13 protein-coding genes are annotated in these 16,236 nt (G+C 69.2%); 7 read left to right on the top strand and 6 right to left on the bottom strand.

Annotated elements, in window-relative coordinates:
• Position 1 precedes the first annotated feature (1 nt).
• The 6 genes from ACYVO6_RS05260 (at position 2) to ACYVO6_RS05235 (ending at position 6,314) form a co-directional block, all read left to right on the top strand.
• Positions 2–268 (top strand): hypothetical protein, encoded by a 267-nt coding sequence (locus ACYVO6_RS05260; RefSeq protein ID WP_461057734.1) that lies wholly within the window; start codon positions 2–4, stop codon positions 266–268.
• Positions 265–651, top strand: coding sequence for a PIN domain-containing protein (locus ACYVO6_RS05255; protein ID WP_461057733.1), 387 nt, complete (start codon positions 265–267; stop codon positions 649–651). Before ACYVO6_RS05260 ends, ACYVO6_RS05255 begins: the two co-directional genes overlap by 4 nt.
• Before the next feature lie 233 nt (positions 652–884).
• Positions 885–2,486: a flavin monoamine oxidase family protein gene (locus tag ACYVO6_RS05250; RefSeq protein ID WP_461057731.1), complete on the top strand. Its 1,602-nt coding sequence runs from the start codon at positions 885–887 to the stop codon at positions 2,484–2,486.
• Entirely contained in the window at positions 2,483–3,130 is a 648-nt protein-coding gene (locus ACYVO6_RS05245; RefSeq protein ID WP_461057729.1) for a Rid family hydrolase, read from the top strand. The genes ACYVO6_RS05250 and ACYVO6_RS05245 overlap by 4 nt, the downstream gene beginning before the upstream one ends.
• Before the next feature lie 488 nt (positions 3,131–3,618).
• Positions 3,619–5,484 (top strand): glycoside hydrolase family 3 protein, encoded by a 1,866-nt coding sequence (locus tag ACYVO6_RS05240; RefSeq protein ID WP_461057727.1) that lies wholly within the window; start codon positions 3,619–3,621, stop codon positions 5,482–5,484.
• Positions 5,485–5,678: 194 nt separating this feature from the next.
• On the top strand, positions 5,679–6,314 hold the full coding sequence (locus ACYVO6_RS05235) for a hypothetical protein (RefSeq protein ID WP_461057725.1): 636 nt from the start codon (positions 5,679–5,681) through the stop codon (positions 6,312–6,314).
• 42 nt (positions 6,315–6,356) lie between these two features.
• Here the strand turns inward: ACYVO6_RS05235 and ACYVO6_RS05230 are convergent, their stop codons facing one another.
• The 5 genes from ACYVO6_RS05230 to ACYVO6_RS05210 all read right to left on the bottom strand — a co-directional run bounded on the left by ACYVO6_RS05230 (position 6,357) and on the right by ACYVO6_RS05210 (position 14,009).
• Positions 6,357–7,799 (bottom strand): S28 family serine protease, encoded by a 1,443-nt coding sequence (locus ACYVO6_RS05230; protein ID WP_461057723.1) that lies wholly within the window; start codon positions 7,797–7,799, stop codon positions 6,357–6,359.
• Between the two features lie 200 nt (positions 7,800–7,999).
• Positions 8,000–8,392 (bottom strand): hypothetical protein, encoded by a 393-nt coding sequence (locus tag ACYVO6_RS05225; RefSeq protein ID WP_461057721.1) that lies wholly within the window; start codon positions 8,390–8,392, stop codon positions 8,000–8,002.
• Positions 8,393–8,494: 102 nt separating this feature from the next.
• On the bottom strand, positions 8,495–12,217 hold the full coding sequence (locus tag ACYVO6_RS05220; RefSeq protein ID WP_461057719.1) for an ABC transporter ATP-binding protein: 3,723 nt from the start codon (positions 12,215–12,217) through the stop codon (positions 8,495–8,497).
• A 101-nt stretch (positions 12,218–12,318) separates the two neighbouring features.
• Entirely contained in the window at positions 12,319–13,356 is a 1,038-nt protein-coding gene (locus ACYVO6_RS05215; RefSeq protein ID WP_461057717.1) for an esterase-like activity of phytase family protein, read from the bottom strand.
• A 125-nt stretch (positions 13,357–13,481) separates the two neighbouring features.
• Positions 13,482–14,009 (bottom strand): AAA family ATPase, encoded by a 528-nt coding sequence (locus tag ACYVO6_RS05210; RefSeq protein ID WP_461057715.1) that lies wholly within the window; start codon positions 14,007–14,009, stop codon positions 13,482–13,484.
• Positions 14,010–14,349: 340 nt separating this feature from the next.
• Here ACYVO6_RS05210 and ACYVO6_RS05205 point away from each other — a divergent pair, with 340 nt between their 5' ends.
• On the top strand, positions 14,350–15,333 hold the full coding sequence (locus ACYVO6_RS05205; RefSeq protein WP_461057713.1) for a phosphotransferase family protein: 984 nt from the start codon (positions 14,350–14,352) through the stop codon (positions 15,331–15,333).
• Between the two features lie 30 nt (positions 15,334–15,363).
• On the opposite strand, the gene ACYVO6_RS05200 is transcribed toward ACYVO6_RS05205, so the two are convergent.
• The gene (locus ACYVO6_RS05200; protein ID WP_461057711.1) at positions 15,364–16,221 is read right to left on the bottom strand and encodes a serine hydrolase; all 858 of its coding nucleotides are present in this window, start codon (positions 16,219–16,221) and stop codon (positions 15,364–15,366) included.
• Positions 16,222–16,236: the final 15 nt, after the last annotated feature.

Below are 16,236 nucleotides of genomic sequence, written 5' to 3'. Positions count from 1 at the left end.
CATGTCTGACGCCATGATCCGCGTGCCCGCCGAGGTGCGGAACCGCCTTGCAGTGATCGCCGAGTCCCGTGGGACGTCGATCCGGTCTCTGGTCCAGGAGTTCGCCGAGAGCACGCTCACCGATGAGGAGCGGCGCGAGCGGGCGGAGCGGACACGCGAGTATCTGGCCGAGCACTTCGGAGTCGAGGTCACAGACGAGGAGAGCGCGGCGATGGGCCGCAGGCTGCGAGACTCTTTCGTGCGGCAGCAGGGCGGCGCGGCCGCGTGATCCAGCACCATCTCGTCCTCGACACCCCCACGCTGCTCGCCCTGTCGGGAAACCGTCAGGTGTCAGCGCTGATCCACCGGGCGCACTTCGAGCCCGAGACCCGGCTGTGGGCGCCGGTCCTGTCGATCCTCGAAGCCGACGCGGAGTATCTCGGTATCGCCGAGCACGTCGGCCAGCTCGAAGTGATCCACACCGTCGACCTGGACTACTCGGCCACGCTGGCCGTCGCGCAGCTACGCAGGAACGGGGTCCCGCCAGGCATCGCCGCGGCCGTCCACGCCGTGCGCCATCTCCCCGACTGGGGCGCGGACGCGCTGGTCGCCACGGTCACCCCGAAAGCCTACGAGGGGTACGGAGTCCCGGTCTTCGACCTCAACCGCTGACGTACGCGTTCGCGTCGTCCATTCCAACTGGTGCTCCTGTACGGGTTCTGCCTCGTCGCCACCGCGCGCACAACCCTCGTGGATACCTCATTGGTATAGCCCTGTAACACCCCTGACGGAGGCTCAAGGAGCACTCCGGCCTCACCCGCAACTCACCCCCCACCGGGCCGGGTTGATCCAACGATGTGGCCTCGGCCCGCCAGGGCCGTGGGCTGCGGGCGAGGAGGAATTGGATGGTTGCAGAGGCATCTCGCCGCGGCTTCCTGAGATCCGTCGGGATCGCGGGCGGCGCCGGAATGCTGTACTCGGCGATGGGGGCCCTGGGGCTCGCGCCGGTCCCGGAGGCTCGGGCCGAGGCGTACCGGGCGCCCCGGAGCGGTGACTTCGAACTCACCGGGCGGAGCCGTAAGAAGGTCCTCGTGCTCGGCGGTGGCATAGCCGGCCTGGCGACGGCGTACGAGCTGGGCAAGGCGGGCTACGACTGCCGGATCCTGGAGGCCAAGGACCGCCCGGGCGGACGCAACTGGACGGTCCGCGGCGGTACCACGCTGACCGATCTGGACGGGCGTACGCAGAAGGGTGCGTTCTCCAGGGGCCAGTACATGAACGCGGGCCCGGCCCGGCTGCCGCAGTCCCACGTCACGCTCGAGTACTGCCGCGAACTCGGCGTTCCTCTCGAGGTGTTCACCAACCAGAACGCCAACGCGTACATCTACCACGAGAAGAGCGCCGCCCTCGCGGGCAAGCCGGTCCGCTGGCGCACGGCGAAGGCCGATGTCTACGGCTACGTCTCCGAGTTGCTCGCCAAGGCCACCGACCAGGGCGCCCTGGACCGGGAACTCACCGCCGCCGACAAGGAAGGCCTCATCGCGTTCCTGCAGAACTTCGGCGCCATCAAGGGCAGGGCGGACGGCTTCGCGTACACCGGCAGCGACCGTCGCGGCTACTCGGTCGAGCCGGGCGCGGGCTTCGAGGAGGGCACGGTGCTCGGCCCGGTGCCCTCCCTGTCGGACGTGGTCGCGAGCGGCGTCGGGCAGCGCTTCTCCTTCGAGTTCGGCTACGACCAGGCGATGCTGATGTTCCAGCCGGTGGGCGGGATGGACGCGATCCCGTACGCGCTCGCCAAGGCCATCGGCCAGGACCGGATCACCTACGGCGCCAAGGCGATGGAGGTGAAGAACCTTCCGGACGGCGCCGAGGTCACGTACGAGGACGCCGAGGGCCGTATCCGCACCCGCCGCGCCGACTTCGTCGTGGCGGCGATCCCGCCGATGGTCATGGCCCGGGTCAAGCACAACCTGGGCGCAGACGTCACGGCAGCGCTGAAGTACCCCACAGCGACCCCCGTCGGCAAGATCGGGCTCGAGTACCGCAGCCGCTGGTGGGAGACGGACGAGCACATCTACGGCGGCATCACGCCGACCGACACGGACCTGGCCACCATCTGGTACCCGTCGTACGGCTATCAGGGCCGCCGCGGCACGCTCATCGGCTACTACAACTTCGGTGACAACGCTGTCGCGTACGGCGATCTGCCGCACGCCGAGCGGCTGAAGCGGGCGGTGAGCCGGGGCGTGAAGATCCACGGCGACAAGTACCGCACCGAACTCGACCAGTCCTTCAGCGTCGCCTGGCACCGCACGCCCCACATCGAGGCCGGCTGGGTCGGCTGGCCCTCGCAGACCGGCCCCGAGTACAGGCTGCTCAACCAGCCCGCGGGACATGTCTACTTCGCCGGCGACTGGCTCAGCCATGTCATCGCCTGGCAGCACGGAGCGTTCACCTCGGCACGCAAGGTCGTGACCGGGATCCACGAGAGGGTGATGGCGGGATGAAGCGGCGTACGAAGATTGTCGTCGGTACGGCCCTGACCGGGGCGCTGCTGACCGGCTCCGCGACAGTGGCCGGCGCCAAGGGCTGGTGGTCGCCGGGCCCGAAGGAGGTACGGGTCATGCTGCCCGAGGGGCAGTCCAACCCGGCCATCGCGAACGGCGTGGCGACGGGCGGGGAGGTCGCCGTCTACCAGAGCAGCGGTCTCGGTCCGTCCGCGCTGAACCCGGCCGCGCCCGAGGGCACACCCGAGCGCTACACCGACCCCGCCCTCACCGAAGGGGCGCAGGGCGTCACGATCACCGAGGCGCAGGCGCTCGTCGTGCTCCGCAACATCAAGACCAACCTCGAGACCGCGGGCGTGAAACCGGCCGACGTCATCACGATGAAGGCCTATCTGATGAAGCCGCCGGGTGCCGAGATCGCGGACTACGCGGGCTGGAACCGCGCGTACCGGCAGTACTTCGCGAACATCGACCTGAAGTCGCTCCAGGTCGTGCCGGTGCCCATGGGCACCTCGGCCCCCAAGCCGCCGTTGCTCGCCAACAAGGCCCGCCCGGCGCGGGCGACGATGGAGGTCGCCTCGCTGGCCGTGCCGGGGTGGCTCGTGGAGGTCGAGGTGACGGCGACGTACAACAAGAAGCGCTGATCGGCGAGTTCGGCGGGTTCACAGGTTGGCTGCGGCGCTCCGGCCCAAAACAGTGCCGCAGCAACCTCCTCGGGCACGGTGGTGCGTTCCCGTACCAATTTCCGGGAATCGGCCCGATCCGGGGAACCCATCCCCGCCACCCCTCGTCCAATCCGCAGGCTGCCGGATGAGTCTCCGCGGTGCGGTGTCGGCCCTCGCTGCTGGCTGCGATCGCTGACCTACCCTCTCCAACCGCCTGCGGCCGGCAGCATGCCGCCATCGGCGCGCCCCCCTCCAACTGCGCCGATGGCGGCCCCTCCGCTGGCCGCTGGAAGCACGGTATGAACCCGCGGGTCCGTTGTGGCTGGTCGCGCAGTTCCCCGCGCCCCTGAAGGAAGGCCTGCGGCCTCCTTTCAGGGGCGCTGTGCCGTACCGGACTTTTCTTGTGCCGCGTGGTCTTGACTGGCAGAAAGTTCCCGGATATCCGTGACTTCTCGGAAGTTTCCTTCATGCTTGCCCCTCCACGGGCCCTCGAGCCCTCTTCGGAAGGAGCGCACGTGTACGAACGCACGAGGAAGTCCGGCACCTCCAGACGTACGCTGCTCGCCGCCACGGCGGGCACGGCGGCGGCCGTCGCGATCGGCCAGGCCCCCGCCCGAGCGGACGGCAACGACAGGCAACTGCGCGCCCTCATCTCCCGTATGACCCTCGAAGAGAAGGTCGGCCAGCTCTTCGTGATGCGGGTGTACGGGCACTCGGCGACCGCGCCCGACCAGGCCGACATCGACGCGAACCTCGAGGAGATCGGCGTACGGACGGCCGCCGAGCTGATCGCCAAGTATCACGTGGGCGGGATCATCTACTTCGCCTGGGCGCACAACACCCGTGACCCGCACCAGATCGCGGACCTCAGCAACGGCATCCAGAAGGCCTCGCTGGAACTGCCCCGGGGCCTGCCCGTTCTCATCTCCACCGACCAGGAGCACGGCATCGTCGCCCGCGTCGGCAAGCCCGCGACCCTCCTGCCGGGCGCGATGGCCCTCGGTGCGGGCAGCTCGCGGTCCGGCGCCCGCAGGGCCGGGCAGATCGGTGGCGCGGAGCTGCGCGCGATGGGCATCCGGCAGGACTACGCGCCGGTCGCCGACGTGAACGTGAACCCGGCCAACCCGGTCATCGGCGTACGCTCCTTCGGCGCCGATCCGCAGGCCGTGGCCGCCCTGGTCGCCGCCCAGGTGAAGGGCTACCAGAGCTCCCGGGTGGCCGCCACGGCCAAGCACTTCCCGGGGCACGGCGACACCGAGACCGACAGCCACTACGGTTTCCCGGTCATCGAGCACACCGAGGCGCAGTGGGCCGAGCTGGACGCACCGCCCTTCAGGGCCGCGATCGCCGCCGGTATCGACTCGATCATGACTGCGCACATCATGGTCCCCGCGCTCGATCCCTCCGGCGACCCGGCCACGCTCTCCCGCCCGATCCTCACCGGCATCCTGCGCGAACGGCTCGGCTACGACGGGGTGGTGGTGACGGACTCGCTCGGCATGGAGGGCGTCCGCACGAAGTACGGCGACGACCGGGTGCCGGTGCTCGCCCTCAAGGCCGGTGTCGACCAGCTGCTCAACCCGCCGAAGCCGGCCCTCGCCTGGAACGCGGTCCTGACGGCCGTTCGCGGCGGCGAGCTGACCGAGGCCCGCCTCGACGAGTCGATCCTGCGCATCCTCCGGCTGAAGGCCAAGCTGGGGCTGCTGAAGGACCCGTACGTCTCCCCTCGCGGCGTCGACCGCACCGTCGGCATCCCGGCGCACCTCAGGGCGGCCGACCGGATCGCCGACGGTACGACGACGCTGCTGGTCAACTCGGGTGGCCTGCTGCCGCTTTCGCGCCGTACGCACCCGAAGGTGCTCGTCGTCGGCGCCGATCCCGCCTCGCCGTCCGGGACCACCGGGCCGCCGACGACCGTACTCGCGGGTGCGCTCAGGGAGTTGGGCTTCACCGCCACCGCGCTGTCCACCGGTACGGCCCCCTCCGCGGCGACCATCGCGCAGGCCGTGGCGACGGCGCGGGACGCGGACGCGGTGGTCGTCGGCACGTACAACGTCACGGCGACCAGCTCCCAGAAGACGCTCGTGGGCGAGCTGCTCGCGACCGGCCGCCCGGTGGTCGCAGTCGCCGTCCGCAACCCGTACGACGTGGCCCAACTACCCGCTGTTCAGTCTTACTTGGCGACGTACTCCTGGACCGATGTCGAACTGCGCGCCGCGGCCCGGGTGATCGCGGGCCGTGTCGATCCGGCGGGCAGGCTGCCGGTGCCGGTGCAGTGGGCGGACGATCCGGATCGGGTGCTGTATCCGATCGGGCACGGGCTGAGTTACTAGGCACTAGTCAGTCCACGGGCTGAGTTACCAGCCCCTAGTCCGACATCAGATGACGTACGGCTGTACAGTCCGCCGTACGCCACGTACGGCGCACACCCGACACACAGCCTCCAAAAGACGCAAAGCACCCTGTACGTCTGGCGTGGGCCCGCTGTGGCGGGTCACGCTGGGCGGGGGTATCGGGGGGAGCAGTCATGCACAAGGCACGGTGTGGGTGGGTGGTGTGCGCGCTGCTGGTGATCGTGGCGGCGCTTACCGGGTGCGAGCGGCTTTCGGGATCCGCGGATTCCGGGGAGGGCCGGCTCGGCGAAAGCGAGCAGGTGACGCCTACGCGGACCGCCGGGTACGGGGCGCAGTTCCTCGGGGTGGACGAGTGCAGTTCGTTCGGGCGCACGTCATTCACCGAGGTGCCGTGCACCAGTGAGCGGGCGGCGGCGCGGGTCGTGGCGCGCCATGACGGCAAGCAGAGCGAAGGTCCGGCGTGCCCCGACACCACGGACTTCGTGCTGCACATCAGCGAGCAGAAACCGTCCGCGGACGAGGACGGCGACGGCGCGGTCCCGCAGGGCTACGCCTGTATGCGCAATCTGCAGAAGCCGCACCCCGGCGACCCGGGCGGCGGCGGAGGCCCGCGCACGATCGTCGGCGACTGCGTCTACAGCGCGGGCGAGGGCGAGGTCCGTGAGACGGCGTGCGACGGCAAGGGCGAGAAGTCGCCCGAGTACAAGGTGACGTCGGCGGTCGAGAAGCGTGCCGACTGTCCCGCGTCGACAGCCCTGTACGTCCAGCTCGGCGGGCCGAAGCCGGTGGGCTGCGCCCGCCCGCTGTGATCAACGGACGGGCGCAGCAAGGCAGTTACGGAGTCAGGGCAGTTACGGCCGCAGCTGGCGCTCCGCGCTGTGCTTGTCCAGCTTCTTGTCGAACTTGGCCAGCGGCTTCGCCTTCGACGGGTCCTCCTGGACCGTGGCGGAGGCGACGCCCGCCCACTTCAGGATGCGGGCCGTGGCGAGGGCCTTCTCGTCGGCGACGAGGCCGGCGACATTGGCGCCGTGATTCGCCCCGGGAGCCGTGAAGATGTACGAGTCACGGGCGCCCTTGCCCAGGTGGAACGGCTCGGCGCCCCACGGGTCGTTCTCGCCGTACACGTACAGCATCTGCTGGGCGTTGTGCTTGACCCAGGTGTCGACGTCGCGCATCGCCCACGGCTGGAACTTCATGGAGATGTCGCGCGGCACGAAGTTCCGCGGCGGCTGGTAGCCGTAGCGGATCAGCCCCGACTCGATGTGCGGGAACTCGATGGTGGGCGCCCCGAGTTGCGTACCCGCCTGGTAGTAGTACGGCGTGTACGGCTCCAGGCCCTGGTCGGCGTAGGCGGAGAAGCCGACGATCGTGTCGATCGTGCTCCAGATCTCGTCGTCGGTGGCGTTCGCGGCGTCCGCCGGGATCGTGTCGCAGTCGCCGAGCAGGCTGTACTGCCAGAAGCCCCACACATAGTCGAGCACGACGGCCTCGTAGGCCTTGTCCAGGCTGCCGACCGTGGTGAAGGTCAGGCCCTCCGCGTCGGCGTAGTCCTTGTAGCGCTTCTCCAGCGGCTCACGGCGTACGAGCGCCTCGCGCTGCACGGCGTTCAGCTTGTCGCGGCACTCCTTGGTGCCGACGTTCGCGAAGAACCGGTCGTACGCCGAATCCTCTTTGTTCACCACGTCGTTGGGGGCGACGTACGCGACGACGCCGTCCATGTCGCGCGGGTAGAAGCGCTCGTAGTACGTGGCGGTCATGCCGCCCTTCGAACCGCCCGTGGACAGCCACTTCTTGGCGTAGATCTTCTTGAGCGCCTTGAAGATACGGTGCTGGTCGCTGGCCGCCTGCCAGATGTCGAGCTTGGACCAGTCGGCCGGGTCGGGGCGGGACGGAGTGAAGAAGCGGTACTCCATCGAGATCTGGTTGCCGTCCACGATCTGGGTCGGCTCGCTGCGGCGCGGCGTCGTCGAGACGTTGTAGCCGCTGGTGAAGAACACCGATGGACGGGCCGTGTCCTTGTGCAGCACCGTGATGCGCTGCTGGAACGTGCCCTTGGACGGGCGCCGGTGGTCAATCGGCTGGGTGTAGTTGAGGACGAAGTAGCGGTAGCCGGTGTAGGGCTTCTCCTCGATCAGGCTCATGCCCGGTATCGCGAGGAGACGGTCCTTGATGTCGGCGGTTGCCTCCGGCTGGGCGGCGGTGGCTTCCGGCTGGGCGGCGGTGGCCGCGCCGGCCGTGCTCAGGGTGCCTATGAGCACCACGAGCGACAGCAGCCATCTGAGCGTCTTGCGCATGCACACTCCCCTGGAAAACACAGATGTCCGCCGGAACCTAGCGGAGCAACTCCGTTGAGGCCAGGGGATGTTGGGTGCATACCGGACAGTTCTAAGCTGCGGGTTCGTTGTGGCTGGTCGCGCCCGCGCGGCGGAGCCGCAAATCGATACAGCCCCGCGCCCCTAAAAGGGGCCTGCGGCCTCCTTTTAGGGGCGCGGGGTCACAGGCGGATCCAGCCCGAGCTCACCGAGACCGAGCCGACGGTGCCCTTCACCAGTACGCGGCGGTGGCCGGCGTGGACCGTTACCGGGCCTGCGTGGTGTTTGAAGAGGCCTTTGTTCACGGCTGGGCGGGCTCGCCATGCTCGTACGCTCACGGACATGTAGGTGCGGGTGCCCTGCCTCTTACGGATGGTCACCGCGCAGACGTAGCCGCGCTTCTTGTAGACCTGCACGGATCCGGTGGAGAAGGACAGCGTGCGGACTTTGCGGCCGGAGCAGAGCGCCGCCGCCTCCGCGGTGCCCGTGCCCGGGCTTGCGAGGGACAGCAGTCCGGAAGCGGTCAGTACAGCCACACCGAGCGCCATATGACGGCGTATCGCGCTCTTGTCCACTGTTGTCCTCCCGCAGCAATCGGCGTACTCCGTCTACGGACGCATGCCGTAGGCCGTCTGGTTGCCTGGCGGAAGAAAACCCGAGGAAAAGCCGCAGAAAGACTACGTAAGCGGGGCGGTGACCGGCTCCCCGAGGAACATCTGCCACAACTCCGCGTACTGGCCGCCGCGTTCGAGCAGTTCCTCGTGTGTGCCGTCCTCCGCCACCCGGCCGTGGTCCATGACCACGACCCGGTCCGCGCGGGCCGCCGTCGTCAGGCGGTGGGCGACCACCAGCGTGGTGCGGCGGCCCGCGATGCGGTCGGTGGCCTGGTTGACCTGGGCCTCGGTGGCCAGGTCGAGGGCGGCGGTGGCCTCGTCGAGGAGGAGGATGTCCGGGTCGACGAGTTCGGCTCGGGCGAGGGCGATCAACTGTCGTTGCCCGGCGGAGAGATTGCGGCCGCGTTCGGCGACCTCGTGGAGGTAGCCGCCGTCGAGCGTGGCGATCATGTCGTGCGCGCCGACCGCGCGGGCGGCGGCCTCCACCTCGGCGTCGGTGGCGTCGGGGCGGCCGTAGGCGATGGCGTCCCGGACCGTGCCCTGGAAGAGGTACGCCTCCTGGGGGACGACCCCGAGACGGTGCCGGTATGAGGTGAGGTCCAGCGCACGCAGATCCGTGCCGTCGACGGTCACCCGCCCGCCCGTCGGGTCGTAGAACCGGGCGACCAGCTTGACCAGCGTCGACTTGCCCGCGCCCGTCTCGCCGACGAAGGCCACGGTCTGTCCGGCGGGGATGTGCAACTTCACGCCGCTCAGGGCCTCTTCGTCGTCCTTGTACGCGAAGTCGACGTCCTCGAAGGCGATCTCCCCCCGCAGGGACCGGACTTCGAGCGCCTTGTCGGCGGCCTTGGTGGAAGTCGGCTCCTGGAGCAGTTCCTGGACGCGGCCCAGCGAGACGCTCGCCTGTTGGTAGCCGTCGAAGACCTGGGAGAGCTGCTGCACGGGCGCGAAGAACAGGTCGATGTAGAGCAGATACGCGACCAGCGCACCGGTGGTGAGTGTCCCCGCGTCGATTCGCCCCGCGCCCACGATGATCACCGCGGCCGCCGCGACCGACGACAGGAACTGCACGAAGGGGAAGTACACCGAGATCAGCCACTGTCCCCGGATCCGCGCCTTGCGATAGCTGTCGCTGCCTTCCGCGAACCGCTGCCTGCCGCCCCGCTCACGCCGGAACGCCTGCACGATCCGCAGTCCGGCCACCGACTCCTGAAGGTCGGCGTTCACCACGGAGACGCGCTCACGGGCGAGTTCGTACGCCTTCACACTCGCCCGGCGGAAGAAGACCGTGGCGATGATCAGCGGCGGCAGTGTCGCGAAGACGACGAGCGCGAGCTCCACGTCGATCACGAGCAGCGCGGCCATGATGCCGAAGAAGGTGACGACCGAGACGAAGGCGGTGACGAGTCCCGTCTGCAGGAACGTCGACAGGGCGTCCACATCGGTCGTCATCCGGGTCATGATCCGGCCCGTCAACTCCCGCTCGTAGTAGTCGAGTCCGAGCCGCTGGAGCTGCGCGAAGATCTTCAGCCGGAGCGCGTACAGAACCCTTTCGCCCGTACGTCCCGTCATGCGGATCTCACCGGTCTGTGCCACCCACTGGACGATCACGGTGAGCAGGGCCAGCAGGGACGCCGTCCACACCGCGCCCTCGGCGACTTTGGTGACACCGTCGTCGATTCCGTTCCGGATCAGGACCGGCAGCAGCAGTCCCATGCCCGCGTCGACGGCGACGAGGCCGAGGCTGACGAGAAGGGGGAGCCCGAAGCCTCTCAGAAGTCGTCGGAGGCCGTACGACTCCTCCGGGGTGACCGCCCGCGCCTCGTCGATGCCGGGCTTGTCGTTCGCCGGGGGCAACGCCTCGACCTGGGCGAGGAGTTCGGGTGTCGCCGGCATCCCGTCCATGGCCGCGTTCCGGGGCTCACGGTTCCCGGTCCACAGCTTGGGCGTAATCCCGCGTTCGGCGTCGAACTCGGCGTCCAGTTCATCCCGTACGGACGTGTCCTCGCGCGGGCAGGCGGGCTGGGTGTGACCGGGCGAGACTCCGCCCAGCTCGTCCGGGTCGGTGAGCAGCTGCCGGTACAGGGGTGAGCGCTGCTGAAGCTCCTCGTGCGTACCGATGTCGGCGAGCCGTCCGCCGTCGAGGACGGCGATGCGGTCGGCGAGGTTGAGCGTGGAGCGGCGGTGGGCGATGAGGAGGGTCGTACGACCCTCCATGACGTGCTTGAGGGCCTCGTGGATCTCGTGCTCGACGCGGGCGTCCACGGCCGAGGTCGCGTCGTCGAGGACCAGCAGGCGCGGATCGGTGAGGATCGCGCGGGCCAGGGCGACGCGCTGGCGCTGCCCGCCGGAGAGCGTCAGGCCCTGCTCGCCGACCTTGGTGTCGTATCCCTCGGGCAGCTCGGCGATGAACCGGTCCGCCTGCGCGGCCCGCGCGGCGGTCTCGATCTCCTCCTGGGTGGCGTCGGGGCGGCCGTACGCGATGTTGGCGCGCACGGTGTCCGAGAAGAGGAAGGAGTCCTCCGGGACGAGCCCGATCGCGGCGCGCAGTGATTCGAGCGTGAGCTCGCGCACGTCGTGGCCGCCGACGAGGACGGCGCCGCGTGTGACGTCGTAGAAGCGCGGAAGGAGGAGGGACACCGTCGACTTGCCGGACCCGGAGGAGCCGACCACGGCGAGCGTCTCGCCCGGCCGGATCTCGAAGCTGAGCCCGTCGAGAACGGGTTGTGAGGCGTCTTCGTACCCGAAGGCCACGTCGTCGAACTCGACGGTCGCGGGCGCGTCGGCCGGCAGCGGCTTCGTGCCGTCCTCGATGGCCGGCTCGGTGTCGATCAGCTCGAGGACGCGCTCGGCACCGGCACGGGCCTGCTGCCCGACGGTCAGCACCATGGCGAGCATGCGGACGGGTCCGACGAGCTGGGCGAGATACGTCGAGAAGGCGACGAACGTACCGAGCGTGATGTGCCCGCGTACGGCGAGCCAGCCGCCGAACGCGAGCATCGCGACCTGGCCGAGGGCGGGCACGGCCTGCAGGGCCGGGGTGTACCGGGCATTCAGCTTGATGGTCCGCAGCCGCCCCGCGAAGAGCCGCCGCCCGACCTCCCTCAGCTTCCCGGTCTCCTGGTCCTCCTGCCCGAACCCCTTCACCACGCGTACGCCGCTGACGGCGCCGTCGACGACTCCCGCGACGACGGCTGCCTGGCCCTGCGCGTACCAGGTGGCGGGGTGCAGCCGGGTGCTGCTGCGCTTGGCGATGAACCACAGGGCGGGGGCGACGGCCAGCGCGACGAGGGTGAGCGGGAGGGACAGCGCGGCCATGATCCCGAGGGAGATCAGAAAGAGCAGTACGTTCCCGATGGTCATCGGGAGCATGAACAGCAGGCTCTGGATCAGCTGGAGGTCACTGGTCGCCCGGCCCACGACCTGCCCGGTCGACAGTTCGTCCTGCCGTCTCCCGTCGAGACCGGTGATCGCCTTGTACATGTCGGTCCGCAGGTCGTGCTGGACGTCGAGGGCGAGTCGGCCGCCGTAGTAGCGCCGGATGTACGTGAGGACGTAGACGAGGAGGGCCGCCCCGATGAGGGCACCGGCCCATGGGGCCATGTCCCGGCTGTGACCGACGATGACGTCATCGATGATCACCTTGGTGACGAGCGGGACCAGCGCCATGACCGCCATGCCGGCGAGCGAGGAACCGAGCGCGAGCACGACGTCCTTCGGATACCGCCATGCGTATCCGGCGAGCCGCCGTGCCCAGCCGCTCGTCTCCCCCTGTTGCGCTGCCACGCCGGTGCCTCCCGTAGATCCTTCAGATCCTTGTCCGCCGGAAGGCACCAACGCGTTCGGAACCGGATTTCATCCCTCCGCAATAGTCGGAGGCGAAATGGTCAGAGGCGTACGCGCAGCGAGTAGAAGCGGGTGATCTGTGCTGTGTTCTGGTTGTCGTCGCTGGCCAGGAGGACCTTGAGGCGGCCGTGGCGGTGGCCGGTGATGGTCATGGCCTCGATGTTGTCGAGGAGGGGGTTGGGCTGGGGCTGCTTGGCGGTGGCGCCGAGGGTGGGGCAGTTCACGAGGTCGGCGAGGAGGGTTTTCTTGATCAGGCGTACCTCGTTCTGGCCGGTCAGGTTCTCGACGCCGCTCGTGTCCGTGGCGCGGCGCAGATCCGCGACGTACAGACGGACCGTGTTGCCGACACCCGACGTGAAGCCGCGTTCCAGGACGAGGAGGCGGCCGTCGGGGGTCGCGGCGGTCTCGACGACGCCGAGGCCGGTGTCCGTGCGGTAGCCGTACTGGGCCGCGAGGCGGAAGTCCTTCGAGCCGTGGCGGTGCCAGGTCTGGAAGCGGACGATGCCCGGGGTGTCACCGGACAGGGAGCCCTCCATGCCGGCCAGCAGGGTGTGGCCGCCGGGGAAGAGGGTCAGGGCCTCGAAGGTCTGGTTGGTGGCGGCACGCCCGGCGGGGGCGACGCGCAGGTACTCCGGCACGGGGAGGCGGGTGAGGATCGCGCCGTCCCGCCCGTACCGACGGACAGTCGGCTCCCCCTCGGACGACACGAGCCGCGTACCGTCCCGCTCGACGACCAGCCCTTCGGAGTCGAGCGCGCCCTTGTTCTCGTCCGCGAGCGCGACGACGGAGCGGGGCTGGAGCGTCTTCGGGTCCAGGGTGAAGAGGGACGACCGGTCGGAGAGGGCGGCGAGCTTGCCGTCCCGGTCGACGGCGAGCGCGGAGAAGTTGCCGACGTAGGTGCCTTCGTACGTCGTCTTGTCGAGGGCGTCGGAAAACCCGTCGATGGAGACGGAGGGCGAACAGGCGTTGCGGGCGGCGGGTGCGGCTGTCGCTCCGGCCGCGGCGGGCCCGGCGGCGGTGAGGCAGGTGGCCGCGGTCAGGCCGGCGGTCAGGGTCGCGAGTACGGATCTCAAGCGCATGGGATCACGGTAGGGCGGGGGTGGTGGAGGGGGAGCGTACGGGCCGTTAATTCGCGGGCTGAGTTTCCAGGGCCCGGCGGCGTACCGCTGCTGGACAGCGGTACGCGCTCGCCGGAGGTGACCGCTCAGCTCACCTCGTGGGCCATTCCCATGACGAGTTTCGCGACAGTGGGTGGCGGGATGTGAGTGGTGTCGATCAGCTCTGCTTCCCGGCGCAGCCACAGGAGGGCCTGGTCGTAGTCGTCGAGATGGTCCAGCCGCCACCCGCGGGCGTCGGCGCCCTCCGGGTCCATGTCGTCCTGGATGCGCTCGACCAGCGTGTTGTGGTCGGTGTGGAGGACGAAGTGGCGTAAGGGGATGCCCGCTTGGGCCAGCCCGGTACGGATCTCCCCCCAGTACGGCTTCTCCAGCACGGTCTGCGTGACGACCAGCGTGCCGCCCACATAGTCGAGCACCTGACGCGCGGTCTCCACCACCAGCCCGCGCCACGGCGGAAAGTCCTGGAAGTCCCGCGCGGGTTTCCCGAGGACGTGCCGGAGCATGTACCCGACCTGTTCGGCGTCGAAGAGTCTGGAGTCCGGGAGGAGGGTGGTGAGTTCGTTCGCGGTCGTGGTCTTGCCGACGCCGAAGGCGCCGTTCAGCCAGATGATCATGACGTCGGCACCGCCAGGAAGGCTTCCTGCGGTGTCGTGGCCGCGGTCGCCGGCGTCGCGGTCATGGTGGGCGGCACTGGGACCCCGGCGTCGAGGCCCGCGCAGAGCACACGGGTACGCCGGGATATCCGGTGAGTCATCGAGTCATTCCGTCCTCTTGAAGTACGTACGAGTGCGCCTCGGCACACTCGTCTCTCGACTCGCCGGAGTGGCTGGGGGTTGTACGGGCGTTCCTTGAAGGGGAGTTGGGGACCTCTCGGCGGAGTGCACACCGAAACGCCTGTCGGTCGAAACTCCCGTAAGGTGCGCGGGTCGTGGCGATGGAGAGGCGGTCCGGAAAATGGCACCGGGGACAGTGACACGGGATCAGCTGGCAGGCGCGGCGCGGGCCGCACTGGGAGCCGGGCGGCGGCTGGAGGGGGTCGAACGGGTCGCGGGCGGCAGCAAGAAGGGCGTGTACCGCCTGACGATGGACGACGCGACAACGGCCATCGCCTACCTGTGGGACGACGCCGAGAACTACTGGCCGTCGGCCGAGGGCGACGACGACCTCACCGATCCGTTCTCGCCCGGCCTCGGCCTCGACCTGTTCGAGGCCGCCCACACACGGCTGGACGCGCTCGGCGTCCGCGTCCCAGCGATACGCCTCCTCGACCGCGACGGCACGCACTACCCCGCCGACCTGGCGATCGTCGAGGACGTCCCCGGCGAAAACCTGGAGCAACTCCTCGCACGCGACCCGCGCACGGCCGCCCCCGTCATGGCCCGCCTCACAGAGGCACTGGAGGCGATGCGCCACCACCGGGCACCGACGTACGGCAAGGTGGCCGTGGTCGACGCCGGCGGGACCTCACGCGGAACGTCATGCGAGGAAGTCGTCCTCGAGCGCGCGCTACGGGACCTCGCCGAGGCAGCCTCCCGCGACCCCAGGATCGCGACCGCTCGCGACCAACTGGAGGACCGGCTGCACGTACTGGCCGAGCAGGTGCAGCCGCGCACGGAGTACTCGGTCGTGCACGGCGAACTGGGCCCGGACCACGTACAGGTGGACGCGAACGGCAACCCCGTACTGATCGACATCGAGGGCGTGACGTACTTCGACGTCGAGTGGGAACACGTCTTCCTGCGCATCCGCCTGCACGACGAGTACGGCCCCCTGGCGGCGTCCGGCCTGGACGAGACCCGACTCGCCCTCTACATACTCGCGCAACGCCTCTCCCTAACGGCGGGCCCACTACGCCTCCTCGACGGCGACTTCCCCGACCGCACCTTCATGAAGAACATCGCCGAACACAACCTGAAGGAGGCGCTGGCATTGGTCTAGGACGGGGCTGTGACTGGGGCGGAGCCCGGCTCAGCCGGACGTCGGCACGAGGTCCTTGTGGATCGCCCGCGCCACACCCTGAATCGTGGTGACGCCGTAGTTCATCGTGCTGTTGCCGTGGGTGAGGACGGAGATCATGTAGTCGCGGCCGCCGCCCTTGAACGTACCGACGCTGTGTACGCGCCAGCCGTGCGTGGACCGCGACAGCCAGCCGTTCTTGACGTGCACGGACACGGAGGAGGGCGCTCCCGCCGGCGTACCCCACCTCTGCGAGGAGATGACCCTCCCCATCAACTTCGATATGTACGCACGGGAGTTGTCGCTCAGGAGGGAGTTCCTCGCGGTGATGAAGGCGAGCAGCTTCTGCTCGTCGCGGACGGTGATCTGGGTGAGTCCCCAGTAGCCGTTCGCGCCGGGCTTGGTCTGGGTCATCCCGGCGGCGGCGAGGAAGCCCTTCACCTTGGTCACGCCGAGCTGTCTCCAGAGCGTGCTGGTCGCGGAGTTGTCCGACTTGGTGATCATGGCGTTGGCGAGATCGGTCTCGCGCTGCGTGAGATACCGGCCCTGTTTCTTCGCGTCCCACAGCAGCGTGGCGAGCACGGTCACCTTCACGACGCTGGCCGAGTCGTACGCCGAACTCGACCGCAGCGTGCAGGTCGTCCTGGTCGTACGGTCGTAGAGGCCGACTGCGATCGTGCCGTTGCGGTTCGCGAGGGCAGTGGTGATGTCCTTCTGCAACTTGACGGCCAGGCCCGCCTTGCCGGACGTACAACTGACCTGCGGCGTCGCCGCAATGACGGGCCCCGCCCCCGCCACGAACGGCACGAGCACCCCCGCGCCGAGCCCCACGCACAGCACACGGGCACGCCGGGACATCCGGTGAGTCATGAAGTGCTCCCCATC

It is taken from the genome of Streptomyces pseudoechinosporeus (assembly GCF_054783935.1).
This window is presented reverse-complemented; position numbering and strand designations above follow the sequence as displayed.

Coding starts and splice junctions, on each gene's coding strand:
- ACYVO6_RS05240 (WP_461057727.1), top strand. CDS start 3,619: ATGCTTGCCCCTCCACGGGCCCTCGAGCCCTCTTCGGAAGGAGCGCAC.
- ACYVO6_RS05230 (WP_461057723.1), bottom strand. CDS start 7,799: ATGCGCAAGACGCTCAGATGGCTGCTGTCGCTCGTGGTGCTCATAGGC.
- ACYVO6_RS05210 (WP_461057715.1), bottom strand. CDS start 14,009: ATGATCATCTGGCTGAACGGCGCCTTCGGCGTCGGCAAGACCACGACC.
- ACYVO6_RS05200 (WP_461057711.1), bottom strand. CDS start 16,221: ATGACTCACCGGATGTCCCGGCGTGCCCGTGTGCTGTGCGTGGGGCTC.
- ACYVO6_RS05250 (WP_461057731.1), top strand. CDS start 885: ATGGTTGCAGAGGCATCTCGCCGCGGCTTCCTGAGATCCGTCGGGATC.
- ACYVO6_RS05205 (WP_461057713.1), top strand. CDS start 14,350: ATGGCACCGGGGACAGTGACACGGGATCAGCTGGCAGGCGCGGCGCGG.
- ACYVO6_RS05260 (WP_461057734.1), top strand. CDS start 2: ATGTCTGACGCCATGATCCGCGTGCCCGCCGAGGTGCGGAACCGCCTT.
- ACYVO6_RS05235 (WP_461057725.1), top strand. CDS start 5,679: ATGCACAAGGCACGGTGTGGGTGGGTGGTGTGCGCGCTGCTGGTGATC.
- ACYVO6_RS05215 (WP_461057717.1), bottom strand. CDS start 13,356: ATGCGCTTGAGATCCGTACTCGCGACCCTGACCGCCGGCCTGACCGCG.
- ACYVO6_RS05245 (WP_461057729.1), top strand. CDS start 2,483: ATGAAGCGGCGTACGAAGATTGTCGTCGGTACGGCCCTGACCGGGGCG.